At 70.7% G+C, this 14,208-nt stretch carries 13 protein-coding genes and 2 tRNA genes; 9 read left to right on the top strand and 6 right to left on the bottom strand.

Annotated elements, in window-relative coordinates:
- Positions 1-75: 75 nt before the first annotated feature.
- From ACFIF2_RS16395 to ACFIF2_RS16385, 3 genes are all read left to right on the top strand, one after another.
- On the top strand, positions 76-537 hold the full coding sequence (locus ACFIF2_RS16395) for a molybdenum cofactor biosynthesis protein MoaE (protein ID WP_395573368.1): 462 nt from the start codon (positions 76-78) through the stop codon (positions 535-537).
- A gap of 146 nt (positions 538-683) precedes the next feature.
- The gene (locus tag ACFIF2_RS16390) at positions 684-848 is read left to right on the top strand and encodes a hypothetical protein (RefSeq protein WP_007444545.1); all 165 of its coding nucleotides are present in this window, start codon (positions 684-686) and stop codon (positions 846-848) included.
- A 50-nt stretch (positions 849-898) separates the two neighbouring features.
- Complete coding sequence (locus tag ACFIF2_RS16385) at positions 899-1,993, top strand: PDZ domain-containing protein (protein WP_395573367.1); 1,095 nt, start codon at positions 899-901, stop codon at positions 1,991-1,993.
- Positions 1,994-2,032: 39 nt separating this feature from the next.
- Here the strand turns inward: ACFIF2_RS16385 and ACFIF2_RS16380 are convergent, their stop codons facing one another.
- Entirely contained in the window at positions 2,033-2,575 is a 543-nt protein-coding gene (locus ACFIF2_RS16380) for a PPA1309 family protein (protein WP_395573366.1), read from the bottom strand.
- Positions 2,576-2,739: 164 nt separating this feature from the next.
- On the opposite strand from ACFIF2_RS16380, the gene ACFIF2_RS16375 reads away from it, so the two are divergent.
- The 4 genes from ACFIF2_RS16375 to ACFIF2_RS16360 all read left to right on the top strand — a co-directional run bounded on the left by ACFIF2_RS16375 (position 2,740) and on the right by ACFIF2_RS16360 (position 8,240).
- A complete protein-coding gene (locus ACFIF2_RS16375; protein WP_395573387.1) occupies positions 2,740-5,721 on the top strand; it encodes a UPF0182 family protein in 2,982 nt (993 codons plus the stop codon).
- 74 nt (positions 5,722-5,795) lie between these two features.
- Positions 5,796-5,869, top strand: a tRNA-Met gene (locus tag ACFIF2_RS16370).
- Between the two features lie 238 nt (positions 5,870-6,107).
- Entirely contained in the window at positions 6,108-7,916 is a 1,809-nt protein-coding gene (locus ACFIF2_RS16365) for a tetratricopeptide repeat protein (protein WP_395573365.1), read from the top strand.
- A gap of 250 nt (positions 7,917-8,166) precedes the next feature.
- Positions 8,167-8,240 (top strand) — tRNA-Met (locus ACFIF2_RS16360).
- 127 nt (positions 8,241-8,367) lie between these two features.
- On the opposite strand, the gene ACFIF2_RS16355 is transcribed toward ACFIF2_RS16360, so the two are convergent.
- Positions 8,368-8,784, bottom strand: coding sequence for a Fur family transcriptional regulator (locus ACFIF2_RS16355; protein ID WP_395573364.1), 417 nt, complete (start codon positions 8,782-8,784; stop codon positions 8,368-8,370).
- Between the two features lie 145 nt (positions 8,785-8,929).
- On the opposite strand from ACFIF2_RS16355, the gene ACFIF2_RS16350 reads away from it, so the two are divergent.
- Positions 8,930-10,381: a catalase gene (locus tag ACFIF2_RS16350; protein ID WP_395573363.1), complete on the top strand. Its 1,452-nt coding sequence runs from the start codon at positions 8,930-8,932 to the stop codon at positions 10,379-10,381.
- A 102-nt stretch (positions 10,382-10,483) separates the two neighbouring features.
- On the opposite strand, the gene ACFIF2_RS16345 is transcribed toward ACFIF2_RS16350, so the two are convergent.
- Positions 10,484-10,885, bottom strand: a complete 402-nt coding sequence (locus tag ACFIF2_RS16345; RefSeq protein ID WP_395573362.1) for a cyclic nucleotide-binding/CBS domain-containing protein — start codon at positions 10,883-10,885, stop codon at positions 10,484-10,486.
- Between the two features lie 109 nt (positions 10,886-10,994).
- A complete protein-coding gene (gene hisN, locus ACFIF2_RS16340; RefSeq protein ID WP_395573361.1) occupies positions 10,995-11,795 on the bottom strand; it encodes a histidinol-phosphatase in 801 nt (266 codons plus the stop codon).
- A 322-nt stretch (positions 11,796-12,117) separates the two neighbouring features.
- Here hisN and ACFIF2_RS16335 point away from each other — a divergent pair, with 322 nt between their 5' ends.
- Positions 12,118-12,732 (top strand): TetR/AcrR family transcriptional regulator, encoded by a 615-nt coding sequence (locus ACFIF2_RS16335; RefSeq protein WP_395573360.1) that lies wholly within the window; start codon positions 12,118-12,120, stop codon positions 12,730-12,732.
- Positions 12,733-12,744: 12 nt separating this feature from the next.
- Here ACFIF2_RS16335 and ACFIF2_RS16330 read toward each other — a convergent pair whose 3' ends face one another.
- Together ACFIF2_RS16330 and rsgA are read right to left on the bottom strand one after the other, a co-directional pair.
- The gene (locus ACFIF2_RS16330) at positions 12,745-13,068 is read right to left on the bottom strand and encodes a multidrug efflux SMR transporter (RefSeq protein WP_121749126.1); all 324 of its coding nucleotides are present in this window, start codon (positions 13,066-13,068) and stop codon (positions 12,745-12,747) included.
- A gap of 121 nt (positions 13,069-13,189) precedes the next feature.
- Complete coding sequence (rsgA, locus tag ACFIF2_RS16325; RefSeq protein WP_395573359.1) at positions 13,190-14,203, bottom strand: ribosome small subunit-dependent GTPase A; 1,014 nt, start codon at positions 14,201-14,203, stop codon at positions 13,190-13,192.
- Positions 14,204-14,208: the final 5 nt, after the last annotated feature.

The following is a 14,208-nucleotide window of genomic DNA, read 5'->3' as shown; positions in this document are numbered from 1 at the left end:
CTCCAAAGCGGTACGCGCGCGTGCCGGGCGATGACGCTATTCCGCGCCGTCCGTGCCGTGGGGCACGATGGACGCATGGCAACCACGAACGACCACCCCGGTGAGCTGGCCGCGTCCGATCCCGTCAAGTTGATCGGCATCCGGGAGACCCCCCTCTCCGTGGACGAGGTCTTCCGCGCGGTCGGCGACGACGCCGCCGGCGGCACCGCGCTGTTCGTGGGGACGGTGCGCAACCACGACGGGGGCACCGACGTCGACCGGCTCGGCTATTCGTGCCATCCCAGCGCCGAGGCCGAGATGCGGCGGATCGCCGAGAAGGTCGTCGCGGAGTACCCCGTACGGGCGCTCGCCGCCGTCCACCGGGTGGGGGACCTCGAGGTCGGGGACCTCGCCGTGGTCGTCGCCGTGTCCTGTCCGCACCGGGGCGAGGCGTTCGACGCCTGCCGGCGGCTGATCGACGACCTGAAGCACGAGGTGCCGATCTGGAAGCACCAGACGTTCTCCGACGGCACCGAGGAGTGGGTCGGCGCCTGCTGAGAGCGTCGTGCGTGCCCCGGACGGCCCACACGCCGTCCCCCGTCGCTCCGGTTGCGTAACCGGCACCCCGGCGTGAGCGTTGTCACTGCGGATGGTTAATCTGCTGATCAGTCAGTCGCGGACGCTCATGGGGTTGGGAGGTCGGCATGGCAGCGCTTGCCTGGTTGCTGATTCCGCTGGTGGCCGCTGTCGGCGCGGGCTTGTGGGGCAGTTGGGCCAACCGGACCCGGAAGGCCCGCAGCGACGGCCCTGAGCTGGACGGATACGCCCGTTTCCGCGAGGCCATGGAGAAGCCCCGCACCGGCGCCTGACCGGACCGCCCTGACGGTGTTCCGACAGCCGCGTCCCGTACTGTCGTGCCATGCCACGCCGCACCGCGACGATGCTCGCCTCCACCCTGATGCTGATCGCGCTCCTGTGCGCGGGTGTGTTCATCCCCGTGCCGTACTCGGAGATGTCCCCGGGGCCGACGGTGAACACGCTCGGGGACCACGACGGCGAGCCGGTGCTGCAGATCGACGGGCACAAGACCTATGAGGCGAGCGGCCACCTGAACATGACCACCGTCCGGGTCACCAGCGCCGAGTACAAGATGAACCTCGTGGAGGCGGTCTACGGCTGGCTGGCCCACGACAACCGGGTCGTGCCGCACGACACCCTCTACCCGGACGGCAAGACCGAGGAAGAGGCCACCCAGGAGAACGCCGAGGAGTTCAGCCAGTCCCAGGAGAGCGCCAAGGTCGCCGCCCTGAAGGCGCTCGACGTCCCGGTGAAGTCCTGGGTGGTCGTCTCCACGGTGGTCAAGGACTCCCCGGCGCAGGGCAGGCTGCACGCCGGCGACGTGATCAAGGCCGTGGACGGCACGGCCGTCACGAAGCCCGCCGACGTCGCCGAGCTGGTGACGAAGCACGAGCCCGGACAGGACGTCACCTTCACGATCGTGCCCGCCAAGGAGCAGGCCGCCGCCGAGAAGGAGCGCCGGACGCCCACCGGGACCCAGGAGGTCACGATCTCCACCGCCGCCTCGCAGGACGCCGGCAAGAAGCGCGCCATCGTGGGGATCTCCGCCGGGACCGACCACACGTTCCCGTTCTCCATCGACATCAAGCTGGCCGACGTCGGCGGCCCGAGCGCCGGTCTGATGTTCGCCCTCGGCATCTACGACAAGCTCACGCCGGGCGACCTGACCGGCGGGAAGTTCGTGGCCGGCACCGGGACGATCGACGACAACGGCAAGGTCGGCCCGATCGGCGGCATCGGGATGAAGACCATCGGCGCGCGGGCCAAGGGCGCCCAGTACTTCCTGACGCCCGCCGACAACTGCGCGGCCGCGGCCGCGGACGTCCCCGACGGGCTCACCCTCGTGAAGGTGGACACCATCGACGACGCCCTCGGCGCGCTGGGAGACATCCGCTCGGGGAAGACCGCCGGCCTGCCGGAGTGCGCGACGGGCTGAGGACCGGCGGCCGGACGACAGCCCGCACGCGACCCGGAACTACTCCTCGAAGGTCGCCGAGAGGGCCTGTGCCAGACCCGGCACCAGGTCGGAGCCGGTCAGGACCTCCGTGGCGGTGTCCTTCTCGCGCAGCCGCAGGGCCGAGTCGCGGGCGCCGTCGCGCAGCACCGCGACCGTCATGCGGACCTCCTGACGGTCCGGGTGCTCCGCCACCCACTGCGCGAGCTTCGCCTCGTTCAGGCCCTCCGGTACCTGGGCCTCGGCGGACGGCGGCAGCATCAGGCGCTCCACGGCGAGCGCGCAGCCGACGACCGCGTCGGGCCAGGCGATGGTGCCGAGGAACTCGTCGAGCGGCTGGTCCGTTGGAATCTCGTCCTGCTCGATCGGGGTCAGGCCGGCGCTCTCCGACTCGTCCCGCAGACCGAGCCGGTCCGCGAGCGAGGGCTGATCGGCCTTCAGCCGTGCGGTGTCGACAAGTGCAAAGAGGCGTGCGGGCTGGTCCCAGCCGAGGCCGGAGACGTACTCGTCGATCTCGAGTACGGCCCGGGTGAGGGGGCTCGCTGCCATGGGGGTGTTGGACATGGTCACAATCCTGCCTCGTTACTGGCCCGAATCGGGAACCGAGTAAACGATGAGTAAGTTGCATAAGTGTGGGCCCACGATCACGGGGGCGCACGGGGGGCCCACGAACCCGAGGGCCTGACGGATCAACAGCGAACTTCGAGGTGCGCACCTTGGCTTTCCAGATGCCGGACCGCGGCGGAGGCCCCCCGTCGGGGCCGCGGATCAGAGTGGGCCGCCCGTCCCGGCGTGTCCGAACCCTGCTGATGACTCTTGGTGTCCTCGCCGTGCTCGGCATGGCGTTCACCATGTTCGCGGGATTCTGGACGGACTGGCTCTGGTACCGGTCGGTCCACTACTCGTCGGTCTTCACGACGACCCTGTGGACCAAGATCGGACTCTTCTTCGTCTTCGGCCTGCTCATGGCCCTGGCCGTCGGGTTCAACATCTGGCTGGCCCACCGGCTGCGGCCGCCGCTGAGCGCCATGTCGATGGAGCAGCAGAACCTCGACCGGTACCGGATGGGCATCGCCCCGTACAAGAAGTGGCTGCTGCTCGGGATCACCGCCCTGGTCGGCCTGATCGCCGGCGCCTCCGCGTCCGGTCAGTGGCGGACCTGGCTGATGTGGGTCAACGGCGTGTCCTTCGGGCAGAAGGACCCCCAGTTCAAGCTGGACGTCTCCTTCTACGCCTTCGACCTGCCCTGGTACCGGTTCCTGCTCGGCTTCGGCTTCGCCGCCGTGATCATCTCGGTGATCGCCGCCGCGCTCACCCACTACCTCTACGGCGGGCTGCGCGTCACCAGCCCGGGCGCGCGCGCCACGGCCGCGGCCACCGGGCACCTGTCGGTGCTCCTCGGCGTCTTCGTCGCCCTCAAGGCGGTCGCCTACTGGCTCGACCGGTACGGGCTGGCGGTGAAGTCCAGCGACTTCAAGGCGACCGACAGCTGGACGGGCCTCAGGTACGTCGACGCCAACGCCTACCTGCCGGCCAAGACCATCCTGTTCTGCATCGCCGTCATCTGCGCGCTGCTGTTCTTCGCCACCCTGTGGCGCCGCACCTGGCAGCTGCCCGTGATCGGCTTCGGCCTGATGGTCCTGTCCGCGATCCTCATCGGCGGCCTGTACCCGGCGCTGGTCCAGAAGTTCCAGGTCCAGCCGAACGAGCAGGCCAAGGAAGCGCCGTACGTCGAGAAGAACCTGAAGGCGACACGCGACGCCTACGGCATCGAGGGCACCCAGGTCACCGAGTACCCGGGCGTCAGCCAGACCAAGGACAAGACCAAGCTCCGGGACGACGCGGACGCCGCCGCGTCCATCCGGATCATGGACCCGAACATCATCTCGCCGACGTTCCAGCAGCTCCAGCAGATGCGTAACTACTACGCGTTCCCGACCAACCTGGACGTCGACCGCTACGCCAAGGACGGCAAGGACCAGGACACGGTCATCGGTCTGCGCGAGCTGAACCTCGCGGGCATCCCGAAGAAGAACTGGATCAACAACCACTTCCGCTACACCCACGGCTACGGCGTCGTCGCGGCCAAGGGCACCGAGGTGGACTCCGAGGGCCGCCCGGTCTTCACCGAGTCCGACCTGCCGTCCCAGGGCGACCTCGGGACGTACGAGCAGCGGATCTACTACGGCGAGAAGACCACCACGTACTCGATCGTCGGCGGTCCCCAGAAGGAGATCGACTACTCCGACGACAACGGGGAGAAGACCTTCAGCTACAAGGGCGACGGCGGGGTCGACCTGTCCAACCCGATCAACCGGGCGGCGTACGCGGCGGCCTTCAGCGAGCCGCAGATCCTGTACTCCGGCGCGATCGGCGAGGGCTCGCGGATCCTCTACAACCGCACGCCCAAGGAGCGCGTCGAGGCGGTCGCCCCGTGGCTGACCATCGACGGTGACGCCTACCCCGCGGTGGTGGACGGCCGGATCCAGTGGGTCGTCGACGCGTACACCACGACGAACGGCTATCCGTACGCGTCCCGTACGACGCTCGGCGACACCACCGCCGACTCGCTGACGGCGGCCAACGACCAGCGCGCGGTGGTGGCCCAGCAGAACCAGGTCAACTACATCCGCAACTCCGTGAAGGCGACCGTCGACGCGTACAGCGGAGACGTGAAGCTCTACCAGTGGGACACCGAGGACCCGGTCCTGAAGACCTGGATGAAGGCGTTCCCGAACACGGTGCAGGACAAGAGCGAGATCTCCGGCGAGCTGATGGCGCACCTGCGCTATCCGCAGGACCTGTTCAAGGTCCAGCGCGAGCTGCTCACGCGCTACCACGTCAAGGACGCCAACACGTTCCTCAGCGGCAGCGAGGTGTGGCAGGTGCCGGACGACCCGACCAACAAGTCGGGCGACGCGGTGCCGCCGTACTACCTGAGCATGAAGATGCCGGACCAGGACGCGCAGGCGTTCTCGCTCACGACGACGTTCACGCCCAACGGACGTGACAACCTCAGCGCCTTCATGGCGGTCGACGCGGAGGCCGGAACCGACGGCTACGGCAAGATCAGAATCCTGAAACTGCCGACGAGCACGACCGTCGACGGACCCAAACAGGTCCAGAGCCAGTTCAACTCCGAACAGGACATCGCCGAGTCCATCAGGCTCCTGAGAGGCGGCGACTCGGAGGTCGAGTACGGCAACCTGCTGACGGTGCCGCTCGACGGAGGACTGCTGTACGTCGAACCGGTCTACGTGCGCGGTGGCGACCTCAAGTACCCGCTGCTGCGCAAGGTGCTGGTGAGCTACGGCGGCAACACGGCCTTCGAGAACACCCTCGACGCGGCGCTCGCCAAGGTCTTCGGTGAGTCGCAGGGAGACACGACCGAGCCACCCGTGGACGAGGGTGACGACACCGCCGATCCGCCACCGACGTCCACCAACCCGACGGTCCGGGAAGCGCTGAGCGACGCGCAGAAGGCCTTCGACGACGGGCAGAAGGCCCTGGAGCAGAAGGACCTGGCCGCGTACGCCGAGGCGCAGAAGGACCTCGAGGAGGCCCTGCGGCGCGCCGAGGAGGCACAGGCCCAGGCCGACCGGAGCGGTGGCGGCAAGAACGGGGACGACAAGAACGGGGACAAGGGCGGGGACGGCAAGGCCAGTCCGAGCCCGACTCCGACCGGGGACGGCGGCGGCGGCTCCGGCTGACCTCCCGCCGCGGGCCGGCCGTTCGAGCTGGTCAGAGCCCATCCCGCGCCGTGTTAGGGTTGTGAACACAACGGCGCGGGGTGGAGCAGCTCGGTAGCTCGCTGGGCTCATAACCCAGAGGTCGCAGGTTCAAATCCTGTCCCCGCTACTGAAGTCGTGAGCTACGTGCGAACGACCACGAAGGCCCGGATCCCTTAGGGATCCGGGCCTTCGTGATGTGCGAACGCATGTGCCGACGAGGGCGACGGCCGCGCCGCCAGGGGGAGTTGGGGGGTTCTGTGTTTGACTTGTCTCCCTGTGGGCATGTCGACAAAACGCTGAAGTGACCTCACTGGCTGCGGTATACCGGATGTACCCAGGTTGCAGGTGGTGCGACGATGGACGTTATGGGGGACATGGCAAATCTGTTCGGGACAGGGCGTTTTGCGCAGCCGTCCGGTCAGGAGGACGCCGCGGACGAGGCTCAGGAGGTCGCGGACGAGGCCGCCGAGGAAGTACGCCGGCGGCTCGCCGCCGAGGCCGGTGACGTCGAGGCGATGAGCGTCCTCGGCGCGATGCTGCTGCGCCGCGGCGACTTCGACGGCGCCGAGACCCATCTGCGTGCCGCCACCGCGGCCGGCGACCGGGCCGCCGCCAACAACCTGGGCGTCCTGCTGCACCAGCGCGGATACGCCGACGAGGCCGCCGGATGGTGGCGAATCGCCGCCGTCGCCGGATCCGCCCCCGCCGCCCACGCCCTGGGGCGGCACTTCCGCGAGCGGGGCGACGAGCCCGCCGCCGAGTACTGGCTGTGCCAGTCCGCCGAACAGGGCCACGTGCTGGGCGCCTACGCGCTCGCCGACCTCCTGGAGCACCGCGGCGACGCCACCGGCGCCGAGCGCTGGATGCGGGCCGCGGCGGAGCGGGGCCACCGGGAGGCCGCCTACCGTCTGGCGCGGACGCTGGACCGTCGCGCCGGGCGGGACCGCGAAGACGCGGCGCCCTCCGCGGCCGACGAGGCCGAGCAGTGGTACCGGCAGGCGGCCGCGCGCGGCCACCGGCGGGCCGCACTGCACCTCGGGACGATCCTGGAGAAGCGGGGCGAGCTGAAGGAGGCCGGCCGCTGGTACCTCACGTCCGCCAAGGACGGCGAGGCCCGCGCCGCCTGCGCGCTCGGCTTCCTGCTGCGGGACGCCGGGGACACCGAGAGCGCCGCCGTGTGGTGGCTGCGGGCCGCGCAGGACGGCGACGGCAACGCGGCCAACGCGCTGGGCGCGCTGCACGCCGAGCGCGGCGAGACCCAGACCGCCGAGCGCTGGTACCGGGCCGCCATGGACGCCGGGGACGACAACGGGGCGTACAACCTCGGGCTGCTCTGTGCCGAACAGGGGCGCACCGCGCAGGCCGAGCAGTGGTACCGGCGGGCCGCGTACGCCGGGCACCGGGAGGCGTCCAACGCGCTGGCGATCCTGCTGCTGCGCGGCGGGGACGAAACCGGTGCCGAGCCGTGGTTCTCCAAGGCCGCCGAGGCGGGCAGCGTCGACGCCGCCTTCAACCTCGGCATCCTGCACGCCGGCCGGGGCGAGGAGCGCGCCGCGCTGCGCTGGTACGAGAGGGCCGCCGCCGCCGGCCACACGGAGGCGGCGCTCCAGGTCGGGATGGCCCGCCTGCGCGGCGGGGACGAGCGGGAGGCCGAGCGGTTCCTGCGGAGCGCCGCGGGAGGGGGCAGCGCGGAGGCCGCGTACCGCCTGGCTACGGTGCTCGACGCGCGCCGGCCGCCCCCGCCCGCGCACGAGCTGGGGGAGCCGGCGCAGGAGAAGTCCGAGTGCGAGGAGTGGTACGAGCGGGCGGCCTCGCAGGGGCACCGGCGGGCCCAGGTGCGGGTCGGCATGCTGGCCGCCGCGCGGGGCGACGTGGTGGAGGCGGCGCGGTGGTACCGGGAGGCGGCCGAGGCCGGGTCCCGCAACGGCGCGTTCAACCTCGGGCTGCTGCTGGCCCGCGAGGGGAGCGAGCCGGAGGCCGTCGTGTGGTGGCGCCGGGCGGCCGACGCCGGGCACGGGCGGGCGGCACTGCGGCTGGCGCTGGTCTGCGCGCGGCGCGGGGAGCTGGCCGAGGGGCAGCGGTGGGCGGACCGGGCGGTGTCGCTGGGGCCCCGGGAGGTGGGGGAGCGGGCGGCGCGGTTGCGGGACGCGTTGCGGCAGGAGCTGTCGGCGTGACGCCGTGACGCCGCGCTGAGCTTGGGCGGCTTTGTAGGCGCCCGTTGTGGGTGGGCCGGGGGCGGGTGACGCGGCACGGCGCTACGGGGTGCCGCTGCGCCCATCCGTACCGCCCCAGCGGCACGACTGCCCGCAGCGGGGGGGGCGTGGCGGCGACTGCCCGCAGATGGGGGGACCGACCGGCAGCAGGGTGGGTGACGGGTGCGATTTGCTTCTGGGTGTGGGGCTGACGTAATGTTCCATTCATCGACGCGGGGTGGAGCAGCTCGGTAGCTCGCTGGGCTCATAACCCAGAGGTCGCAGGTTCAAATCCTGTCCCCGCTACTGAAGACCGAGGGCCGGAATCCGAAAGGGTTCCGGCCTTCGGTGCGTTGGCCCACGGCGGGCCGTCGAGGGTACGGGAAAGCCCCGGCACCCATCGGTGCCGGGGCTCACGCGCGTGTGAAGGTGCTTACGCCGCCGCGCAGTTCGGGCAGGTGCCGCGGTAGGTCACCTCGACGTCCGAGACGGTGAAGCCGAAGCGCTCCGAGTCGGGGAGGTCGGCCAGCGGGTTGCCGATCGGGTGGACGTCGCGGATCGCGCCGCACTGGGCGCAGACCAGGTGGTGGTGCGGCCGGTGCGCGTTCGGGTCGTACCGCTTGGCGCGCTTGTCCGTCGCGACCTCGAGGACCTCACCGAGGGAGACCAGCTCCCCCAGGGTGTTGTAGACGGTCGCCCGGGAGATCTCGGGGAGCTTGTCCACGGCGCGGGCGTGCACCTCGTCCGCCGTCAGGTGGACGTGTTCGCCGTCAAGGACCTCGGCCACGACACGTCGCTGCGCGGTCATGCGCCATCCGCGTCCACGCAGCCGTTCCAGTAGGTCACTCATACAGGCCAGCCTAACAGCAAGGGGGACCAGGTCCCGAACGGGTGTGACTTTGGAGTCTTACTTGACTTAGACAATGTCCATTGTAGGATCGGTAACGGCATTAGCCAAGGGACAGGTTTTAGCAGGATTGGCGCAGGAGGCGTACGTGACTCAGGGACCGCTTACGACGGAGGCCGGTGCTCCGGTAGCCGACAATCAGAACAGCGAGACCGCGGGCGTCGGCGGCCCCGTGCTCGTCCAGGACCAGCTCCTTCTGGAGAAGCTGGCCCACTTCAACCGTGAGCGCATCCCGGAGCGCGTCGTGCACGCCCGTGGCGCCGGCGCCTACGGCACCTTCACGGTCACCGCCGATGTCACCAAGTACACGCGCGCCAAGTTCCTCTCCGAGGTCGGCAAGGAGACGGAGACCTTCCTCCGCTTCTCGACCGTGGCCGGCAACCTGGGTGCGGCGGACGCGGTGCGCGACCCGCGTGGTTTCGCGCTGAAGTTCTACACCGAGGAGGGCAACTACGACCTCGTCGGCAACAACACCCCGGTGTTCTTCATCAAGGACGCCATCAAGTTCCCCGACTTCATCCACACCCAGAAGCGCGACCCGTACACGGGCTCGACGGAGATGGACAACGTCTGGGACTTCTGGAGCCTGTCGCCCGAGTCGACGCACCAGGTGACCTGGCTGTTCGGTGACCGCGGCATCCCGGCGTCGTACCGCCACATGGACGGCTTCGGTTCGCATACCTACCAGTGGAACAACGAGGCGGGCGAGGCCTTCTGGGTCAAGTACCACTTCAAGACGGACCAGGGCATCAAGTGCCTCACCCAGGCCGAGGCCGACAAGCTCGCCGGTGAGGACCCCGACTCCCACCAGCGCGACCTGCGTCAGGCCATCGAGCGGGGCGAGTTCCCGTCCTGGACCGTCGGCGTGCAGATCATGCCGGTGGCCGAGGCCGCGACCTACCGCTTCAACCCGTTCGACCTGACCAAGGTGTGGCCGCACGCGGACTACCCGATCGTCTGGTTCGGCAAGCTGGAGCTCAACCGCAACCCGGAGAACGTCTTCGCCGAGGTCGAGCAGTCGATCTTCTCCCCGGCGCACTTCGTGCCCGGCATCGGCCCGTCCCCGGACAAGATGCTCCAGGGCCGCCTGTTCGCCTACGGCGACGCGCACCGCTACCGCGTCGGCATCAACGCCGACCACCTGCCGGTGAACCGTCCGCACGCCACCGAGGCGCGCACCAACTCCCGTGACGGCTTCCTGTACGACGGCCGCCACAAGGGTGCGAAGAACTACGAGCCGAACAGCTTCGGCGGCCCGTTCCAGACGGACCGGGCGCTGTGGCAGCCGGTCGCGGTCTCCGGTGTCACCGGTGAGACCGTGGCCCCGGTGCACGCCGAGGACAACGACTTCGTCCAGGCGGGCAACCTCTACCGGCTGATGACGGACGCGGAGAAGGAGCGGCTGATCGACAACCTGGCCGGCGCCATCTCCAAGGTCTCGCGCGAGGACATCATCGACCGCGCGATCAACAACTTCCGTCAGGCCGACGGTGACTTCGGCAAGCGGCTGGAGGCCGCGGTCCAGGCCCTGCGCGGCTGACACATCCAGCACTGGACCGCTTGTCGTGGCGGCGGGCCGGATCCCCGGGGACGGGGGTCCGGCCCGTTTCGCGTTCCGCGTTCCCTGTTTCCCGGGCGGGGGTCAGGCCGGTACCTGCTGCGCCCCCTGACGGGCCGGTGCCCAGCAGCGGATGATGTCGCGGACCGAGACGATGCCGGCGGGCTCGCCGCGGTCGAGGACGATCAGGTGGCGGAAGCCGCCGTGCGCCATCGCCCCGGCCGCCTCCTCCACGGTCCAGGACGGCGCGGCGAACACGACGTCGGTGGTGGTGTGGGCGTGGGCACGCTCGACGTCCGGGTCCTGGCCCAGGCCCACCGAGACGAGGACGTCGCGTTCGGTCAGGATGCCGATGCCGCCGGCGTCGGGGTCGTGCACCACGGCCGCGCCGACGCGGCGCGCGGACATCAGTGCGGCGGCCTGGCGGAGGGTGTGATCGGGGCCGATGGTGAGGACGACCTTGCTCATGACTTCGCGGACGAGCATGGGTGGAGCCACCTCCTGCCGGTGATCCATGAGTTGGTTCATGGATTCACAATTGCACAAGTGGGGGCTCTCAGAGTGGCAGGCAAAGGGCGGGTCAACAAGAGGGCGTTCAGTACCGCTGGTTGAGGAAGCCGAGCAGTTCGTCGTGGAGTCGGCCGTTGGACGCCGCAGCGTTGCCGCTGTGCGGGCCGGGCCGGCCGTCGAGACCGGTGAAGGTGCCGCCGGCCTCGGTGACGATGATCGCGTTCGCGGCCATGTCCCAGAGGGACAGCTCGGGTTCGGCGCAGATGTCCACCGAGCCCTCGGCCACCATCATGTACGGCCAGAAGTCGCCGTACGCGCGCGTGCGCCAGACCTCGCGGGTCAGGTCGAGGAAGCCGTCGAGGCGGCCCTGCTCCTCCCAGCCCTGAAGCGAGGAGTACGCGAAGGAGGCGTCGGAGAGCGCGGAGACCTGGGAGACCTGGAGCCGGGAGGCCGAGGTCAGGCTGCGTCCGGTGAAGGCGCCGTGGTCCTGCACCGCCCACCAGCGGCGGCCCAGGGCGGGGGCGGAGACGAGGCCGACGACGGGGCGGTAGCCGCCCTCGCCGGCCTCCATCAGGGCGATGAGGGTGGCCCAGACGGGGACGCCGCGTACGTAGTTCTTGGTGCCGTCGATCGGGTCGATCACCCAGCGGCGGGGGCCGGTGCCCTCCACGCCGTACTCCTCGCCGAGGACGGCGTCGCGGGGGCGGGCGCGGGCGAGGTGGCCGCGGATCAGTTCCTCGGCGGCCTTGTCCGCTTCGCTCACCGGGGTCATGTCCGGCTTGGTCTCGACCTTGAGGTCGAGGGCCTTGAAGCGGTCCATCGTCGCGGCGTCGGCGGCGTCCGCGAGGACGTGGGCGAGGCGGAGGTCGTCGAGGTAGTCGGGCATGTGGTCACGGTATCTGTCGGGGGTGGGGCGGGGCCACCAGGGATTTGGCGGGGTGGTGGGGCGGTGGGTGGTGCCGGTGTGGGTGGTGGGTAACGGACGGTGCCCGGTGTCGGTGGGGTGCCCGGGGTGGGGTGGGCCGGGGGTGAGTGTCGCGGCCCGGCGTGGCGGGGTGCCGCTGCGCCCACCCGTGCCGCCCCAGCGGCACGACTGCCCGCAGCTGAGGCGGCAAGGGGTTGGGTTCGGGGCTGTGTCGGGGCTCTTGACAGTGTCCGCATACCCGTCAAATCTGGGCAGCAAGTCGCTCGGCCCGAGGGAGGCGAGGGTGCCTGCAGCCCGGGAGTCCCTGCTCGAAGCCGCCTCCGCGGCGTTGACGCACCGGCCGTGGTCGGCCGTGCGGATGGTGGACGTGGCGGCGGCGGCTGGGGTGTCCCGGCAGACGCTCTACAACGAGTTCGGCAGCAAGGACGGCCTCGCCCGGGCGCTCGTCCGCAGGGAGGCGGACGGATATCTGGCCGGCGTGGAGCGGGCGCTGTCCGGCGACCCGGACGACCCCCGCGAGCGGCTCGCCGCCACCGCCGAGTGGACCGCGTCCGCCGCCCGCCGCAACGCGCTGGTGCGGGCCATGCTCACCGGCTGCTGGGGCGAACGGTTGCCCGCCCCGGCCCTGACGGGGGTGCCGTCCACCTCCGCCGTGCCGGCCCAGCGCCGGGCCGACGGCCCGCTTCCCTCGCCCGGCGACCTCGTCGCCCTCGTCCGCGACCGCGCCGTCACCGCCCTGCACGGCGCAGGCGCCTTCCCGGCGGCGCACGCCACCGAACTGGCCCGCTCCTGCGAGGTGGCCGTACGGCTCGCCCTGTCCTGCGTCACCGCGCCGCCCGTCGAGGGCGGGGTCGCGGACCTCGTCCGCACCGCTCTGCCGGGCCGGTCGGCGGGGTAGCGGCGGACGGGTTCAGTGGGCCGAGCCCGACAACTGGAGCCCGATCACACCGATGATGACGAAACTGATCGAGACGATCTTCAGCGTCGAGACCAGGTCGCCGAGGAAGACCATGCCGTAGATGGCGGTGCCGGCCGCGCCGATGCCGGTCCACACCGCGTACGCGGGGCCGACGTCCAGCTTCTTCAGGGCCAGGGTCAGCAGGCCGAAACTGCCCAGCGCGAACACGCAGAAGGCGATGGTGGGCCAGAGCCGGGTGAAGCCGTGCGACAGCTTCAGACAGACGGCGAAGCCGGTCTCGAGCACTCCGGCCACTATGACCAGCAGCCACGCCATGTCATGTCCTCCCGTAGTCCCGACGAACCGTGACCGCTGCGTCCGGGTTTGCTCAGGCTTGGTTCCGGCTTGGTGCGATTATGCACTTACCGGTCGCACGGCACGGCAAACAACGCGGAGGTCAGTCGCCTTCCTTCCGCTCCCGCGTCGACAGCAGGCGGCGCAGCGAGTACAGCCGGGCCGGGTCGGCGTGCCCGTCGGCGACCCACGCGTCCAGCGCGCAGTCGGGCTCGTCGTGGCCGCACGCGCGGGGGCAGCCCTCCGTGCCGGGCACCAGGTCGGGGAAGGCGTTGATCACCCGGGACGGGTCGATGTGCGCGAGCCCGAACGACCGCACGCCCGGGGTGTCCACGACCCAGCCGCCCGCCTCGGAGGACAGGGGGAGGGCGAGGGCCGAGGTCGTCGTGTGCCGGCCGCGGCCCGTCACGGCGTTGACGTGACCCGTCACGCGCCGGCGGTCCTCGGGCACCAGCGTGTTGACGAGGGTCGTCTTGCCGACGCCGGAGTGGCCGACGAAGGCCGTGATCTTGCCGTCCAGGTGCTCGCGAACGAGGTCGGCCGCGGCGCCGTTCTCCAGCCCCTCGCGGCTGGTGACGACGTACGGGATGTCCAACGCGCCGTACAGCTCCAGGAGTTCGTCGGGCGGGGCGAGGTCCGACTTGGTCATGACCAGCAGCGGGGTGAGGCCGCCGTCGAAGGCCGCGACCAGGCAGCGGTCGATCAGGCGGGGACGCGGCTCGGGGTCGGCGAGGGCGGTGACGATGGCGAGCTGGTCGGCGTTGGCGACGACCACGCGCTCGTACGGGTCGTCGTCGTCCGCCGTGCGGCGCAGGACCGAGGTGCGCTCCCCGATGCGGACGATCCGCGCGAGCGTGTCCTTCTTGCCCGACAGGTCGCCGACCAGCGCCACCCGGTCGCCGACGATCGCGGCCTTGCGGCCCAGTTCGCGGGCCTTCATCGCCATGACGACCCGGTCCTCGACCAGGCAGGTCAGGCGGCCCCGGTCCACGGTCAGGACCAGGCCCTCGGCGGCGTCGTCGTGCTTGGGCCGGGTGTGGGTGCGCGGCCGGTTGCCCTTGCGGTTGGGGCGGGAGCGGATGTCGTCCTCGTCGGTGTGCTTGCCGTAGCGGCGCATGGCGA

It is taken from the genome of Streptomyces sp. BK79 (genome assembly GCF_044142145.1).
Classification (GTDB): domain Bacteria; phylum Actinomycetota; class Actinomycetes; order Streptomycetales; family Streptomycetaceae; genus Streptomyces.
Note: the sequence above shows the minus strand (reverse complement) of the source record. Positions and strands in the feature narration are given on the sequence as shown.

Coding starts and splice junctions, on each gene's coding strand:
- ACFIF2_RS16395 (WP_395573368.1), top strand. CDS start 76: ATGGCAACCACGAACGACCACCCCGGTGAGCTGGCCGCGTCCGATCCC.
- ACFIF2_RS16390 (WP_007444545.1), top strand. CDS start 684: ATGGCAGCGCTTGCCTGGTTGCTGATTCCGCTGGTGGCCGCTGTCGGC.
- ACFIF2_RS16385 (WP_395573367.1), top strand. CDS start 899: ATGCCACGCCGCACCGCGACGATGCTCGCCTCCACCCTGATGCTGATC.
- ACFIF2_RS16380 (WP_395573366.1), bottom strand. CDS start 2,575: ATGTCCAACACCCCCATGGCAGCGAGCCCCCTCACCCGGGCCGTACTC.
- ACFIF2_RS16375 (WP_395573387.1), top strand. CDS start 2,740: ATGCCGGACCGCGGCGGAGGCCCCCCGTCGGGGCCGCGGATCAGAGTG.
- ACFIF2_RS16365 (WP_395573365.1), top strand. CDS start 6,108: ATGGGGGACATGGCAAATCTGTTCGGGACAGGGCGTTTTGCGCAGCCG.
- ACFIF2_RS16355 (WP_395573364.1), bottom strand. CDS start 8,784: ATGAGTGACCTACTGGAACGGCTGCGTGGACGCGGATGGCGCATGACC.
- ACFIF2_RS16345 (WP_395573362.1), bottom strand. CDS start 10,885: ATGCTCGTCCGCGAAGTCATGAGCAAGGTCGTCCTCACCATCGGCCCC.
- hisN (WP_395573361.1), bottom strand. CDS start 11,795: ATGCCCGACTACCTCGACGACCTCCGCCTCGCCCACGTCCTCGCGGAC.
- ACFIF2_RS16330 (WP_121749126.1), bottom strand. CDS start 13,068: ATGGCGTGGCTGCTGGTCATAGTGGCCGGAGTGCTCGAGACCGGCTTC.
- rsgA (WP_395573359.1), bottom strand. CDS start 14,203: ATGCGCCGCTACGGCAAGCACACCGACGAGGACGACATCCGCTCCCGC.